At 61.8% G+C, this 13,959-nt stretch carries 14 protein-coding genes; 7 read left to right on the forward strand and 7 right to left on the reverse strand.

Features of this window, described 5'->3' with window-relative positions:
• Positions 1-12: 12 nt before the first annotated feature.
• Complete coding sequence (locus IPM84_18235; protein MBK9094666.1) at positions 13-927, reverse strand: hypothetical protein; 915 nt, start codon at positions 925-927, stop codon at positions 13-15.
• 709 nt (positions 928-1,636) lie between these two features.
• Here IPM84_18235 and IPM84_18240 point away from each other — a divergent pair.
• The 7 genes from IPM84_18240 (at position 1,637) to IPM84_18270 (ending at position 9,756) form a co-directional block, all read left to right on the forward strand.
• The gene (locus IPM84_18240; GenBank protein MBK9094667.1) at positions 1,637-1,936 is read left to right on the forward strand and encodes a hypothetical protein; all 300 of its coding nucleotides are present in this window, start codon (positions 1,637-1,639) and stop codon (positions 1,934-1,936) included.
• Positions 1,924-2,604: a nucleotidyl transferase AbiEii/AbiGii toxin family protein gene (locus IPM84_18245; GenBank protein ID MBK9094668.1), complete on the forward strand. Its 681-nt coding sequence runs from the start codon at positions 1,924-1,926 to the stop codon at positions 2,602-2,604. The genes IPM84_18240 and IPM84_18245 overlap by 13 nt, the downstream gene beginning before the upstream one ends.
• A 211-nt stretch (positions 2,605-2,815) precedes the next feature.
• The gene (locus IPM84_18250) at positions 2,816-4,171 is read left to right on the forward strand and encodes a hypothetical protein (protein MBK9094669.1); all 1,356 of its coding nucleotides are present in this window, start codon (positions 2,816-2,818) and stop codon (positions 4,169-4,171) included.
• Positions 4,113-6,782, forward strand: coding sequence for a protein kinase (locus IPM84_18255; protein ID MBK9094670.1), 2,670 nt, complete (start codon positions 4,113-4,115; stop codon positions 6,780-6,782). The genes IPM84_18250 and IPM84_18255 overlap by 59 nt, the downstream gene beginning before the upstream one ends.
• Entirely contained in the window at positions 6,779-7,561 is a 783-nt protein-coding gene (locus IPM84_18260) for an SIR2 family protein (protein ID MBK9094671.1), read from the forward strand. Before IPM84_18255 ends, IPM84_18260 begins: the two co-directional genes overlap by 4 nt.
• Before the next feature lie 8 nt (positions 7,562-7,569).
• Positions 7,570-8,475, forward strand: a complete 906-nt coding sequence (locus tag IPM84_18265; GenBank protein ID MBK9094672.1) for a carbon-nitrogen hydrolase family protein — start codon at positions 7,570-7,572, stop codon at positions 8,473-8,475.
• Positions 8,476-8,598: 123 nt separating this feature from the next.
• Entirely contained in the window at positions 8,599-9,756 is a 1,158-nt protein-coding gene (locus IPM84_18270; protein ID MBK9094673.1) for a CoA transferase, read from the forward strand.
• Between the two features lie 105 nt (positions 9,757-9,861).
• Here the strand turns inward: IPM84_18270 and IPM84_18275 are convergent, their stop codons facing one another.
• The 6 genes from IPM84_18275 to IPM84_18300 form a co-directional block, all read right to left on the reverse strand.
• Complete coding sequence (locus IPM84_18275) at positions 9,862-10,107, reverse strand: hypothetical protein (GenBank protein ID MBK9094674.1); 246 nt, start codon at positions 10,105-10,107, stop codon at positions 9,862-9,864.
• Positions 10,108-10,217: 110 nt separating this feature from the next.
• Positions 10,218-10,382, reverse strand: coding sequence for a hypothetical protein (locus tag IPM84_18280; GenBank protein MBK9094675.1), 165 nt, complete (start codon positions 10,380-10,382; stop codon positions 10,218-10,220).
• A 1-nt stretch (position 10,383) separates the two neighbouring features.
• Positions 10,384-10,872 (reverse strand): hypothetical protein, encoded by a 489-nt coding sequence (locus IPM84_18285; protein ID MBK9094676.1) that lies wholly within the window; start codon positions 10,870-10,872, stop codon positions 10,384-10,386.
• Positions 10,869-11,753, reverse strand: coding sequence for an SLAP domain-containing protein (locus tag IPM84_18290; GenBank protein ID MBK9094677.1), 885 nt, complete (start codon positions 11,751-11,753; stop codon positions 10,869-10,871). Before IPM84_18290 ends, IPM84_18285 begins: the two co-directional genes overlap by 4 nt.
• A 139-nt stretch (positions 11,754-11,892) precedes the next feature.
• Complete coding sequence (locus IPM84_18295; protein MBK9094678.1) at positions 11,893-12,642, reverse strand: hypothetical protein; 750 nt, start codon at positions 12,640-12,642, stop codon at positions 11,893-11,895.
• A 47-nt stretch (positions 12,643-12,689) separates the two neighbouring features.
• Positions 12,690-13,943, reverse strand: a complete 1,254-nt coding sequence (locus IPM84_18300) for an RHS repeat-associated core domain-containing protein (protein ID MBK9094679.1) — start codon at positions 13,941-13,943, stop codon at positions 12,690-12,692.
• Positions 13,944-13,959: the final 16 nt, after the last annotated feature.

Here is a 13,959-nt window from a genome sequence, read left to right on the forward strand (position 1 = left end):
GTCGCCGGTCGCTCACTGCGCCCAGCGCCAACTGCTGCCGTCGCGAGAGTCTTCCACGACGACGTTGTGGCCATCCAGCATGGTGCGAACCTGGTCGGCCAGCGCCCACTGGCTGTCCTTGCGCAGCGTCTGACGCAGCGTCACCAGGTCTGAGATCAACGGCGCGGCCGCGAAACCGCGCTGATTGGCCCCTTCCAGCCAGATAGCCAGCAGCGCCAGCATCTCACGCACCAACCGCTCGATCTCAGGCAAGACGGCTTCATGCAGGCTGCTGCGCCTGCCGGTTTGAATTGCCTCCTGCAGGGCATGAAGATAGCCCACCGCGCTGGCCGGGTTGCGCTCTTCGATCAACGCGTGACGAAAGACGCTGGCAACTTCGCTGGTTTGGTGGTAGAGCATCGCGGAGGGGTCCGTGGGCGGCAGACTGTCCGCGGCCGGGCGGCGATGGCTGCCCTGGTGGCGCAGCTCGTCGAAGGAGAAGGTTTCGCCGCTTCTGAAGACCCGATCGGCCGCACCGGCCAGGGTGCGGATGGTGACTGCGCCCTGACCGAAGACGCGGCAGCACTGGCCGGCCGGCTCCATGACGCAGGCGGTGAATTCGTCAATGCCCAGGATCACGAGGGTGGGCGGCAGCATCTGCTCGAGCTTGCGCAGACGCGCCTCGCCCATGAAACAACGCGAGGTGTCATGGGTCTCGCCGCTGCTGTTGTTCCAGTGCGGGACGACGGCCAGGTCCAGCCCGTAACGGCCCAGGAGATCCAGCCCGTCGGTCCAGTGCAGTTCGAGACCGACCTTGTAGATTTCGTAGACCGGCAGGGTAAAACGCCCCATGGCGGTGACCGCGGCGCTGGCCAGAATCAGGTGGCTGCCGAAGGCCAGCTTGCCGGCCATCGTTTCGAAGACGGCCGTATTGCGCCAGGAGCGCACCGCGTAGGTGGGGCTGCCCGGCCCGGCAAACAGGTAGTTGGCCCGGCGCAGCTTGCGCTAGCACCGCTTCCATCTCGATGGGGGTCGGATAGTGGGCGGTTGGAAACGAGATGGTGTCCAGAGTCAGGCCAAAGTGGGTGGCAAAGTATTCCACGGCGCGCTGCGAGATGCTGTCCACATTCAACTCGAAGTTGGCCGGTGTATCAATGAAAACCGGCGCCACCGTGCCCTTGATACCATCCATGATGTGCCGGTGAACATGAACCATCGTCGTCGTCATTTCCCCTGACCCCATCAGGGTCAAGGTGCCGGCTGTTTCGTACAAATGATGCATGGTGGGCCTCCCAGCGGTTTTTCGAACTCAGAACGGTGATCGGTCATCTCATTTGATCTCATTTGACGGAGGCGGGGCCGCAGAGTCACCGCGGATCGCGCCAGACGGCGGATGGCCGAGGCGAGGGGGGAGGGGGCGCGAGGGGGCGAGGGGGGCGAGGGGGGCGCGAGGGGGGCGAGGGGGGCGAGGGGGCGAGGGGGGGCGAGGGGGGCGCGAGGGGGCGCGAGGGGGCGCGAGGGGGCGCGAGCGGGCGCGTTCGAAGGCAAGCCAACGCACTTGACGTAGCGCCTGCTGCCGGGTACACTGTGTCTATCGAATGTCAAGCAGACTCCGTCATCTGACAGACGTAGCATTGGAGCATGGGAGAACGTCATTATGGACGCCAGCATTCCGAGTGGGTTGTGGCCGTACTTCCAGGAGTATGATCCGCGTCAACTCAACTACGAGCAGGATGCCGATCTGATCGTTCAACGTACGCTCGAACACGGCACCTGGGAGGAAATTCGCTGGCTGATGACCGTTTATGGCCGCACACGCATCCGTGAGTTCGTCCGCCTGCACGGCGAGCGTATGCTTTCGGCCGCGACGTTCACCTACTGGCGCAAACTGCTGGATCTGCGACGTTGGCGTCACCGACCTTTTGCCCAGGAGGCCAGACAAGTATGGCCCTTCTAGCGCCTTATTGGCAGGCGTTGACGCCAGAAACCCGACATGCCTTCAAGATAGCGGCCGGGCTGCCCTTCATCGAGCGATTCTACCTGGCCGGCGGCACCGGTTTGGCGCTCTACCTGGGCCATCGCTTTTCAGTTGATCTCGATTTTTTCACATCCGCTCCTGATGCGGTTGGACCTGATGAACGGGCGGTGCTGCGCGCGGCTTTTGACGATCCCACTCTCACCATCAGCTTTGATAAAGACATGACCTTTGTGGCGAACTGGCGCGGAGTTGGCGTTAGCTTCTTTCGCCTGGCACTCTACCCGCTGGCGCAGACGCCGTATTTGCTCGACGGTGTGCCAATTGCCACCATCGAAGAGATCGGCGCCATGAAACTCGCCGCTATTATGTCGCGCGGCACGCGTAAGGACTACATTGACCTCTATTTCATCTTGCAGCAAGTACCGCTTGAGCAGTTATTCGAAGTTGCATCAGTGAAGTACGCGCGAGTGCGCACCTTTGCCGTCAGTGCGATCCGCGCTTTGACCTACTTCACCGATGCGGAAACCACCCCGATGCCCCAGATGATCCAACGCGTGGCCTGGCCGACTATCAAACGCTTCTTGGAGCGCCAGGCGCTTGACGCTGGTCGCAGACGCCTGGAAGATCTTTGGGGCGAAAACCAATGAGGCCAATTCTCGAAGATGCCATTTGGCAAACCGAGCGTCGGCTAAAACACTTCGAGGGTCTGCATAGAATGACGAGTGCAGAGTTCGTGCAGCGTTATGAAGACGACGAGTTCGAAGAATCGCTTGATTATGCTGATTGGATTGGCGAGTATCGCCTGCTGAGGCGGCTCAAGGAAAAGACGGATACCTATTGTCACGAAGGAGGAAGCTCATGATTCAACGCAGTCTTTTCTCCCACCCCGGACGGTGGTTGATCTCTCTGTTGTTCGTCGCGCTGACCGCTGTGTTGCTGACAGCCTGTTCGCTTGAAACCCCGACCCTTGCTCCCACCGACATCCCCACGCGGGTGTCGCCTACGGTTGCACGGCCAACCGACACGCCCACGCCGGCGCCGCCCGCTGCCGTTACGCCGCTCGCACTCCCGCCCATCCTGCTGCCGGACGAGGTCATCGAGCAGGCGCAGCAGATCGCCAAAGCCAGAACATTGAAGTTGGACGGCGCTTGGGCGCCGGAGCGCACGACCGTCTACACGGAGCCTGGCCGGGGCGCCATCTACCTGCTCAACGTGTTCATCATCCCCGAGGCCCTGCGCAGCGTGGACATGGCGCTCAGCGGCGCGCTCGACAACCAGGTGCTGGGCGTGCTCTACGTCACCCCGGCGGCGGCCGATCTGCCGTCCGATTACCTGGCGCCGGGGGTCTACGTCCTGGCGCTTGGCCCCAACGGCAAGCTGCTCAACTTCTTCGGCCAGGCGGGCGAGCCCAAGGCGCAGGCCGATCTGCGCACCTTCAAGAGCGATCTGGTCATGGCGCAGCCCTTCGCCCTCATCAGCAGCGAGCAGATGTGCCTGGCATGGGACGCCTTGCAGGTCTGCGGCCGCCAGCGCACCCCGCTGCCCGTGGAGTTCCAAAACGTGCTGGCGGAAGCGGCCGTTGGGCTGGGCGTCTCGCCGGAACTGTTCGCCATCGAGCGGGGTATGTTCGACATCGAAGGGGTCAACAACCTGGAGCGCTGCGCGGATGCTGTCGCAGAAGGCAAGTTCGAGGCGTGCGAACCGTCCATCCTGGTGGCGCCGATCAACAGGGACGGCCTGGATGCGAAGCCGCCGCCTGAATATGACCCGCTGAAGAGCGGCAAGGCGCCACTGGCGGCCCCGGCCCGTGCGCCGCTGACAGAAATCGCCCAGGCCGGCCTGATCGGCGTCGCCGTGGTCTTCAGCGAAACGATCGAAGAGGTCTACCGGGATGCGGAACTGACGAAACCCGCGCCGTCGCTGCCCGCCGACGCCTACCTGATGTATGACATCCTGTTCGCCAGCGATCCGCAGGTCGGAACCAACGACGGCCAGCCGATCACGCTGTCGCGCGTCGAGCTGCGCCTCTCGCCCGCGGTCAAATACTACCTGCCTGACGTGCGCAATGTGCCCTTGCTGGGTGCGCCGGTCAACAGTGATCCGCCGGCCGACCAGGAATCCGAAGTTGCGGCTGTCAATTTGCTTGTGAGGGTCTTTGGACGACAAATCTGCCTTTTCAGAGCGCGCGAATGCCCCCGCCTTAGAAACAACTGAGCACGCCGCGTTCATCGAACGGGTCGCGCGCTATGTGAGCGAAGGGCGCTGCGTGCTGTTCGTCGGCCCGGACAGCGGCGAATCGGACAGCCGTTTCCAGGGCCTGCCCACCAGCGGTCAGTTGGCGGATGAAATGGCGACGGCCGTGGCCTACCGCGGCCGTTACGTCTCATTTCCGCAGATGGCGCAGGTCTTCGAAGAGCGCCGCGGACGCCAGGCGTTGATCCAATTCCTGCGCGCGCGCATCCACGCGCCGGCGCTGCGCCCGCTGCCGCTGCATCGTGACATCGCCCGGCTGCCCTTTCGGGTCATCATCAGCGGCGGCTGGGATTCCCTGCTGGCAGAGGCGCTGCGTGAGCAGCGCGTGCCTTTCGACCTGCTGCGCCCCACCTGGCAGGCCGCTGTGGATGAAACCCGCGTCCTGCTCTACCAGCCCCACGGCAACCTGACCACGTTCGACGACCCCGGCGACCTGGTCATCACCCAAACCGATCAGGCCGAGGTCCTCAGCCGGCCCAAGTTCCAGGGCCTGCTCGACCGCCTCAAAGTGGCCCTGCGTGAACGCCCCCTGCTCCTGATCGGCTACGCGCCGGCGCCTGGCGACCTCTTCGTGCGCCTGTACGAGGCCATTCGCCTCTCACAACGGGAATTCACCCCGCCCGCCTTCGCCGTGCAGTCGCTGGGCCGTGAGGATGACATCGCCGCGTTCGAGACCAACGGCATCGCGGTCATCACCCAGGAGCCGGGCGCGTTCCTGCGCGAGCTGGCAGAGGCTGTGGCTGCCCTGCGCGGCCAGCCATTTGACCTGGTTGAACCGGCGCAGATGTCTGATGCACCGCGCCTGACCGTGGATGAGCTGACACGGCAGGGTGCGGCGCTTGATAACATCATGAACCAGATCGGCATCGCCACGTTGGTTGACCAGACCGATGTGCCATTGCTTAGCGAAGAGCAGTTGCGTGACATCCAGGCCATGCGCGCAGCTTATGAGCGCCTGGCGCGCGCCTTCGATCCGGCGCAATCCTCGGCCGCGACCTGGCTGCGCAGCGGCAACCTGGAGTACGCCCGGCAGAACTACAAGCGCGCGGCCGCCTATTACCAACAGGCGCTGGCCGCCGCGCCTGATTTGGCCGAAGCACATCACAATTTGCATTATGTCTACCTGGCGCTCGGCGACTTACCGGCCAGCCTGGAGGCTTACCAACGTGCGGTGACACTGCAGCCGAACCTCGCCATCTTACCGCCGCGCTACCGCATCGAGGCCATCCAGGGCATCGGCGGCGTCGGCGTGGTTTACAAAGCCTGGGACACGGAGCAACAGCAGCCGGTCGCGGTCAAGGTTTTACAGCGGTCGCAGGCGCAGACCGAGCGGCTGCTGGCCGGTTTTCGGCGTGAGGCCAACACCCTGCGTACACTCGATCACCCCGGCATCGTCAAGCTGCTCGATTTCGGTGAGTACCGGGGCAACTACTACATCGTCATGCCCTTTCTGGCCGGAGAAACGCTCAAGGAGGCGCTGCGCAACGCCAAATCTGACAATCAACCAGTGTCGCTTGACCGCGCCTACCGGCTCATCGGCCAGGTATGCGCCGCGCTGACCTACACCCATGCACGCGGCATCGTCCATCGGGACCTCAAGCCCTCCAACATCTTCCTGGCGGACGATCAGGTCAAGCTGATTGATTTTGGCCTGGCCCGCTCCCTGGCGCCCGGTCAGCAGTCCACCACCAACCTGGTCAGCGGCACGGTGGACTACATGGCACCGGAACAGGTGGAAGGACGGCTGCCCGACGTGCGCTCCGATGTCTACGCCGCCGCGACCGTGCTCTACGAAATGCTCACCCTGCGCAATCCCAGCCAGGGCGCCTTTGTCCCCGCCAGTGAGCTGCACCCCGGACTCGACGACGCCTTCGACCTGGTGATCGAGAAGGCGCGCCAGCCGCAGCCGGAGGCCCGTTATCCCACGATGGCCGATTTCCACAGCGAACTGGCGCAGGTGATGCTGACCCAGGCCGCCAGTTCGAATGCGCCGCTGGCCTTGCGTGCGGTGAGTCGTATCGCGCGCGGCGCACGGCTGGCGACCGAACGCGGCTGGTGGGCCATCCTCCTGGCCGCGGCCGTGCTCGGCTTTGGACTACCCCTGCTCAATGTCGCGCCCAGCATCAGCAGTCAAACCCGCTATGCGGCCGTCATGCTGATCATCGGCCTGGCGGGGGCGACCCTGACCGATTGGTTTGCGACCGCCGTGGCGCGCCGTCAACGCAGCGCGTTGATCGTGGCCTACGGTCGCGCGATAGGCGCCGCATTTGGTCTGCTCAATGCCATTTTCTGGCTCAAGAGCTTTCGCCCAGAGGACATTCCTAATCTAGGCGTGGTTGAAGCGGTTGATTTTGCCCTCATTTTGATCTTTTGTTTTGCCAGCAGCATGGTGACGCTGCTGCTCCTGCATCTGCTCATGTTCGCCGGCGGACTCCTGGCCCAACGACTTGGACGGCGTTTCAGTGACGGCTTTTTCGTCACGGCTCTGCTGCTCTTTCTGGGGTTCATTGCACTGACCGCGGTTGTGGAACCTGGCTGGCTCGGCGGGCAGTTGGGAGCGCAGGCGCCATGAGTGCATTCCCATGGTTTTCCGACCTGGCCGAACATCTGGCCGACGGCAGCCTGGCCCTGTGGGTCGGCGGCGATGTTCCGCAAACCCTGACCGGCGTGCCCACATGCCAGGCGTTGGCCGCTGACCTGGCGCAACGCTACGGTCTGGCGACCGGTCTGCCCCTGGCTGAGGTGGCGCAGCGCCTGGCCCGCCGCGGGCAGCGATGGGAATTCACCGATTTCCTGCAGCGGACGTTGGGCGCCGCCGACCACGGCCCGCAGTCGTGGCACGCCTTGCTGGCGAGTTTGCCGGTGAGCCATTTCATCGCCACCGCCTACGATGACCTGCTGGCGCGTGCCTTGCGCGCCGGCAGCCGCCCCTTCGATCACTTGGTGCAGGCCGGCCAGGTGGCCTTGCGCACGCCGCGCGCCGTCAGCCTGATTCAACTCTACGGCTGGGTGGCTCAGCCAGACACCCTGGTGGTAACGGAAAATGACCACTTGCAACTGTGGGAGAATGCGGCGAAAAAGGCGCTGCTCGACCGTGTGCGCGCCATTCTGGAGGAGCATCATCTGCTGATTCTGGGGCAAGACCTGACCGATCCCACGTTCAAGCAACTGTGGGCCAACACCCTGGGCCGTTTCGGCGCGCTGACGCCTGCTGCCTATGCCGTGGCGCCTGGCCTGTCAATGGCAGCGCAGGCGGTCTGGGAAGATCGCCATATCCACATCTTGGAGGACGCGCCGTTGGCCGTGGTGGAACGGCTGCACGAACTCGGGAACCGCCCCCAAAGCATGTAGGAGGAATGATGCAACGTTTTACGGCTGCCTGCGCGCAATTTGCCATCACGCCGATGGATGCCACGGCCAATATCGCCAAGGCCGGCGCTTGGGTCCAGCGCGCCGCGGATCAAACCGGCGCCCAACTGATCGTGTTGCCCGAAACGGTGACAACCGGCTTCGTCCCCACCGTAGGCCCGCTTGAACTCTGGGACGCCATGGATGAAATTCCCGGTCGCCTCTCAGAGCCGATCCAAAAGGCCGCGCAAGCGGTTGGCGCTTACGTGGTGCTGCCCTCGTATGAGCGCGGCCCGCAGCGGGGCGTCGTCTACAACTCGGCCGCGCTGCTGGGGCCAAACGGCGACGTGCTCGGTATTTACCGCAAGACTCATCTTTTCCCCACGGAACGGATCAACGGGCCGGCTGCGCCCGGCGCGGGCTGCAGCAACGGCTGGTCAACGCCCGGCCATGAGCCGGTGGTGATCCAAACGCCCCTGGCCGCCATTGGCATCACCATCTGCTACGATGGCGACTTTCCCGAACTCTACCGCGCTGAGGCGATCATGGGCGCGGAGGTCATCGTGCGCCCCAGCGCGCTGCTGCGCTCGTTCGAAATCTGGGAACTCACCAACCGCGCGCGCGCCTACGATAATCACGTCTACATGGTGTCGTGCAATGCCGTCGGCCCCGACGCCGGAGGCAACTACTATTTCGGCCACAGCATGATCGTCAGCCCGATTGCGCACAAGCTGGCGCAGGCCCGCGGCACCGAAGAGGTCGCCTTCGCCGAGCTGGACCCCGACCCGATCAAGTTCATCACTTATGGCACGCCCAGCCCCATGATCTTCGATCACTTGCGCGACCGCAACCTCGCGGCCTATCAAAACATCCTGACCCCCGCGCACAGCCGCTTCGAGCCGGCGCGCCGATCGTAACGCAAGCCGCCGGCTTGCCCCACCCCGATCGTAACGCAAGCCGCCGGCTTGCCCCACCCCCCTCAGAGTAAGGAGATTCTCGTGGAACAAGCCTCTGTCCTGCAAGGCATCCAGGTTCTCGACATGACCGAGGCGCTGGCCGGCCCCCTGTGCGCCATGATGCTCGGAGACCTGGGCGCGGACGTCCTGAAGATCGAGCGCCCTGGCAGCGGTGATATGTCACGCGGCTGGGCGCCGCCCTATGTGGGAACGGAAAGCGCCTATTTCCTGAGCACCAATCGCAACAAGCGCAGTATGACCCTCAACCTCAAACACCCCGCCGCGCAGGCTGTTTTGCATCAACTGGTGCGCACAGCCGACGTGTTCGTGGTCAACCAGCCCAGCCTGGAATCGCTGCGCAAGCTGGCCGCAGACCCTGACACGCTGTGGGCCATCAACCCGCGCCTGGTCTACTGCGCCGTCAGTGGATTCGGCTTGACCGGCCCCGAAGCCGGCCAGGGCGGCTATGACGTGGTGGCGCAGGCGCGTTCGGGTCTCATGGCGCTGACGGGCGAGCCAGGCTCAGGCCCGATGCGCTATCCCATCCCCCTGAGTGATGCGACCTGCGGCGTCTACAGCGTCATCGGCATCCTCTCCGCGCTGCGGGTGCGCGAACAGACCGGCCGCGGTCAACTGGTGGACATGGCCCTGCTCGACGGCCAGGTCTCCTGGTTGACGCACGTCGCCGGAGCCTACTTCGCCACCGGTCAGCGGCCCAGCAAAATTGGCAACACCCATGCGACGATCGTCCCCTATCAGTCCTTCCGTGCGCGCGACAAGCACATGGTGGTGGCCGTGGGCAGCGAACGCCTGTGGCAGCGCTTTTGCCAGACGCTTGCAATCGAACAGACGGTCGGCCAGGACCCCCGTTTCCGCACGAACTCGGATCGCCTGCAGCACCGCGCCGACTTGATTCCACTGCTGGCCGAGGTGTTTGCCACGCAAGACGCCAGCTTCTGGCTGGAACGGCTGCGCGCCGCGGACATTCCCTGCGGCCCCATCAACGAGGTGGATGAAGCCCTCAACGACCCGCAGGTGGTGGCGCGTGGCATGATCGTAGAGCAAGAACATCCAGTAGTTGGGCCGGTGCGTTCGGTGGGCAACCCGGTGCATCTGAGCGAAACCCCAGTCAGCTATCGCCTGCCGCCGCCCAGCCTGGGCCAACATACGGTCGAGGTGCTGCGCAGCCTGGGCTATGCGGATGAACAGATCGAGCAGCTCAGGGCCGAAGGCGCGGCATGAGCGAATCCCGGCGATGCATGCCGGTCGCAATAGGCCTCAAATTTCACGCCAAGACGCAAAGGGTGAAGTGACTGCCGTGGCGTCTTGGCGTTGGATCCTTTTCTATCAGGCGCTCCGGTAAGGCAACACGCTGCCCGCCGGTCCCAGCGGCGTTTTTTGCCACGAATTCCACGAATTCCACGAAAGTATACAGGTACCGCTGATGGTCTCCTTGACCCGGTTGCCGTCCGCGTCATAGATGTAGCTGGCCACGACAGTGCTCCCCTGCTTCACCGGCTGCAAGCGGTTCTCCGCATCGTAGACCAGCGTGTAGGTCACGCCGCCCACTGTGCGCCCGGCTTTCTTTGCCACGAATTACACGAATTTTCACGAATTCCAGGGCCTTTTCGTTTCGATTCGTGCAATTCGTGGCCGAAAATCGGGCCGATGGTCTCCTTGACCCGGGCGTCACACCACTGACTTTACGGTGCGGGTGTTGGGGTTGCCTCTCCTTGCGGCTCCCGTATTGCCTCCATCTTCGCGTCCACCCGCTCCAGCAGATGCCGGAACTGCGCCATCGTCAACCAGCGATCTTTGAAGACCTGACCGTCCAACGTCGTTAAGAGATTACCGTATCGTGCAGTCATTCTACAGGTTATTGCCTTGATGTCGTTGAACACACTGGGGGCTACACCCAATACTAATCTGGTCGGCATGCGTTGTGAAATTGAGCTCTAATGGCCAGGGCCATTTGTCAGCATAGCCTACTGGAATCATCGCGGCGACCGCTTCCTCATAAGCATCACGACTAATCTCCTCATCAACATACAGGCCAATTGATTGTCCGGCTCTGACGAACGGCATGGCCGAACGCGGCGGTCCTTGGCACTCCCGATATCTGGCAATGCCACCCTTCAGATCGTTTGGAACACCGCTTGATTGCCGACTCCATCCAAACGGAAGGTCAGTAGCGTCCATAAAACCACGCTCAATGCGATTGATGGGCGTTTCCGTGGGAGTTGTTCCCGCAAACGGACCTTGAGGCGCCACACACGCAGTCGCCGCTTGTAACACCAACAACAATCCAGCCAGGCCGAGCCATGGGCGCCATCGGAAACTCCATATCTGGCTCATCATGGCACCACCTTGATCGGCCACTGATTGGCCCAGGCGGCCGCTTGTCGCGCGCCGCTGACCCATGTACTACCAATGTAGCCGCCCGGAATCCACTTTTCCCATTCCAATGCAGCACTACGGCCAAAAGCGTCTTTCCCGAGCGCGTCTGCCCCGCCCTTTTCCACCAGGTACGCCTGCGAAGTTGCAAGAACCCGCACGCCGGGCGCACTGAACTGTGTCCCGATGCGACCGCCGCCGACTCCTGCCGGGTTGACGAGTCCGATCATGACCTGGTTCTGCTGCAATTGAAGATCAGCGCCGCCAAATCCAATCCCCACCGTAGTTTGCCTTCCTCCAGTTGGAGTCCATTCATTGCCAGCATAAAGTCCCTCCCCCACTGTGAAGCTCAAAGCTGGTTCATCGTAGAAATACAACCCGCCCGCCACCTCGTCCAGCACCTGCCCGGTGAAGCGGCGCTGCGTCGGCGTCGCACCGAAGGGAATGCCACGACTCTCCCCCCACGGCTTGTAGCGAATCTCCGACAGCCGGCCGCCGGTCTCGCTGACTGTCAGCGCCGTGCTGCCGAGGTGATCGGTCGCCAGCCAGCGCACCACCCCGTTGACCCGCAGTGCGATGCGCTGACCGCCGGCCTGGTAATACTTCGTGATCGTCGTGCTGCTGCCGCTCGTCTTCTTCTCGTAGATCGTCCCTACGTACACCGTCGTGTCGCTGCCAATCACCGCCTTGACCCGATTGCCGTCCGCGTCATAGGTGTAGCCAGAGGCGCCGTGCTTCCCTGCTTCACCTGCTGCAAGCGGTTCTCCGCATCGTAGACCAGGGTGTAGGCCACGCCGCCCACCGTGCGCCCGGTCATGTTGCCGTTGCAGGGCAGAATCAGCCACGAATGGCACGAATTCCAGGGGCTTTTCATGGCGATTCGTGGTCGAAATCCCGGCTGATTGCGCAACTTCCGTCCGTAATAGCCGCGTGATCATCACCGATTTCGGGCGCTATCAGGTAATCGGTTCACAGCAAAGAGCATCATGACGAAGTCATGTTTTTCTTGACAAGTATCGGTTTGCCATGCTCTTGTTCCCAGCGTCTCGATGCCACAATATAGCTCAAATTGCTTCCAGCGCCTATCGCACCAATAGTGGTAAACACAAAAGCGACAACCAGTAACAGAATCAAATCGCCAGTGACAGGCAAAGATCGTACAATTAGCAAGGAAATTCCTCCGACAAGAGGTGCCAGTCTCAGAGCAAGTGTTGTTGATCTCTTTATATTCTTCGCGCGAGTTTGCACTGAAAAAGCCTCAGTGGAAAGATCAATCACTCCCGTTGTTTGATCAAGGATCCCGATGATTTCGTGCGGCATTTTCTCGCGTTCAGGAGATTTGAGAGTGATCTCGTATGTTTGTAGACCTACGACAGACAAAACTACAAGCATCCCAAAACCCACAATCATTGAAAAACTGTCGACCATACCCCACGTGAGAACGTACCAAGCAACGGTACCATAAGTAAGGCTCAGAAGAACCATGAGAACGACAAAGAAGCACTTGATGTGGACAAGTCGTCGTGTGCTGAAATGCAACAATATGCCAACAAATGGAATTCCAATCACAGAGAGTAGCCAAATCCATGTTGGAAGCACTATACCGATCGTTGGTGCAGTAGCAAACAGCGAAAGTCCCATCGGAATCATGAAAATTCCGCTAATGATACCCATGAATAATGCGGAGAAACGCGCATGTCGTGGGTCAATGAATCGTTGGATTAGTTGATGCATCGCACCCTCTTGGTTTCAGTTCTCAAAGCGTACGCCATGAATCAACCTCAATGTGGCAAATGATATCGAACCAGGGCTCTCGCACCTGGAGCAATCCAATTATCCCACGCCAGGCTGAGACCTATGGAACCCCCCACTTCGCCCAAAATGACTGCAACCCCAGGCGCCCAGGGCGCAGCAACCTGAGCTCCAACTCCAATCGCTGCTCCACCAAGGTCAGAGACAAGCCATCCGGCTCCATCAACAATCAAATCGGTAGCCGTCTCCCAACTCCAGAAATCGCCGTGATTGGCATGTGCAATCAGATTTGGTCCAACAGACGCAAGAGCCCCAGCGAGGAGAAAAGGGCCATCGCCGCCTCGCCCCGCAGTCCGTATTGCGCTCATGGCGCCTGGGCTATTTGCCACTCCGGGATTGAGTCCAATTCTGCGCAATGCGGCAGCAGAACCGGCCGCCACCCAGTATTCCTGACCATTCCTGCCAACAACCTTGTAGATTGAGTATCCTTCCCTGGTATTCACGAACCCAAACGCATAATCGCGAATGTCTCCCTCCCCCTTGTATAAAGTGACCATCGTGTCTGGTGAAAACAAGGCATCCCAACTCCAGGAATTCGCTGTCCCTCCCTGATTGGCAGTGACTTGCCCTGGCGTTGGCGTACCTAGCGGTGGTGTTGGAGCCGGCAACGGCACTATCACCGGCCTTGATGATCTGGGAGGCGTGGTACCACAACCACCATCTACGCTTGTGCCACATACCGCTGCGTGTCCGCTGGGGTCGCTAAACCTGACAGAATTATTCAGGGCATAGCTGTATCTGTTCAGATTTTGCGGATTTCCTGCATTCGGGATCAGCGTATCCGCCTGCGCAAACCGCGCCAGCGTCGGATCGTAGTATCTCGCATTGTAGAAATACAACCCGCCCGCGACGTTGTCCAGCACCTGCCCGGTGAAGCGCCGCTGCGTCGGCGTCGCGCCGAAGGTGTAGCGGCTCTCGCCCCACGGCTTGTAGCGAATCTCCGACAGCCGCGCCCCACTCGTGCCGTCTGCCGTCAGCGCCGTGCTACCCAGGTGATCCGTCGCCAGCCAGCGCACCACCCCGTTGACGCGCAGCGCAATCCGCTGACCGCCCGCCTGGTAATACTTCGTGATCGTCGTGCTGCTGCCGGATGTCGTCTTCACGTAGTAGGCGCCGATGTAGACGGTTGTGCTACTGCCAAAGTCGGCCTTCACCCGATTGCCATCCGCATCGTAAGGCTCGCCTTGAGCTTGCCGAAGGGGCTTGTAGCGCAGCTCCGACATCGGGCGTGCCGTTCTC

Source organism: Candidatus Amarolinea dominans, assembly GCA_016719785.1.
GTDB lineage: Bacteria > Chloroflexota > Anaerolineae > SSC4 > Amarolineaceae > Amarolinea > Amarolinea dominans.

Bases quoted from the DNA above. Each gene is read 5' to 3' on its own strand.
- IPM84_18285 (MBK9094676.1), bottom strand. From the start codon at position 10,872: ATGATGAGCCAGATATGGAGTTTCCGATGGCGCCCATGGCTCGGCCTG.
- IPM84_18280 (MBK9094675.1), bottom strand. From the start codon at position 10,382: ATGACTGCACGATACGGTAATCTCTTAACGACGTTGGACGGTCAGGTC.
- IPM84_18300 (MBK9094679.1), bottom strand. From the start codon at position 13,943: ATGTCGGAGCTGCGCTACAAGCCCCTTCGGCAAGCTCAAGGCGAGCCT.
- IPM84_18260 (MBK9094671.1), top strand. From the start codon at position 6,779: ATGAGTGCATTCCCATGGTTTTCCGACCTGGCCGAACATCTGGCCGAC.
- IPM84_18240 (MBK9094667.1), top strand. From the start codon at position 1,637: ATGGACGCCAGCATTCCGAGTGGGTTGTGGCCGTACTTCCAGGAGTAT.
- IPM84_18270 (MBK9094673.1), top strand. From the start codon at position 8,599: ATGACCGAGGCGCTGGCCGGCCCCCTGTGCGCCATGATGCTCGGAGAC.
- IPM84_18265 (MBK9094672.1), top strand. From the start codon at position 7,570: ATGCAACGTTTTACGGCTGCCTGCGCGCAATTTGCCATCACGCCGATG.
- IPM84_18250 (MBK9094669.1), top strand. From the start codon at position 2,816: ATGATTCAACGCAGTCTTTTCTCCCACCCCGGACGGTGGTTGATCTCT.
- IPM84_18245 (MBK9094668.1), top strand. From the start codon at position 1,924: ATGGCCCTTCTAGCGCCTTATTGGCAGGCGTTGACGCCAGAAACCCGA.
- IPM84_18295 (MBK9094678.1), bottom strand. From the start codon at position 12,642: ATGCATCAACTAATCCAACGATTCATTGACCCACGACATGCGCGTTTC.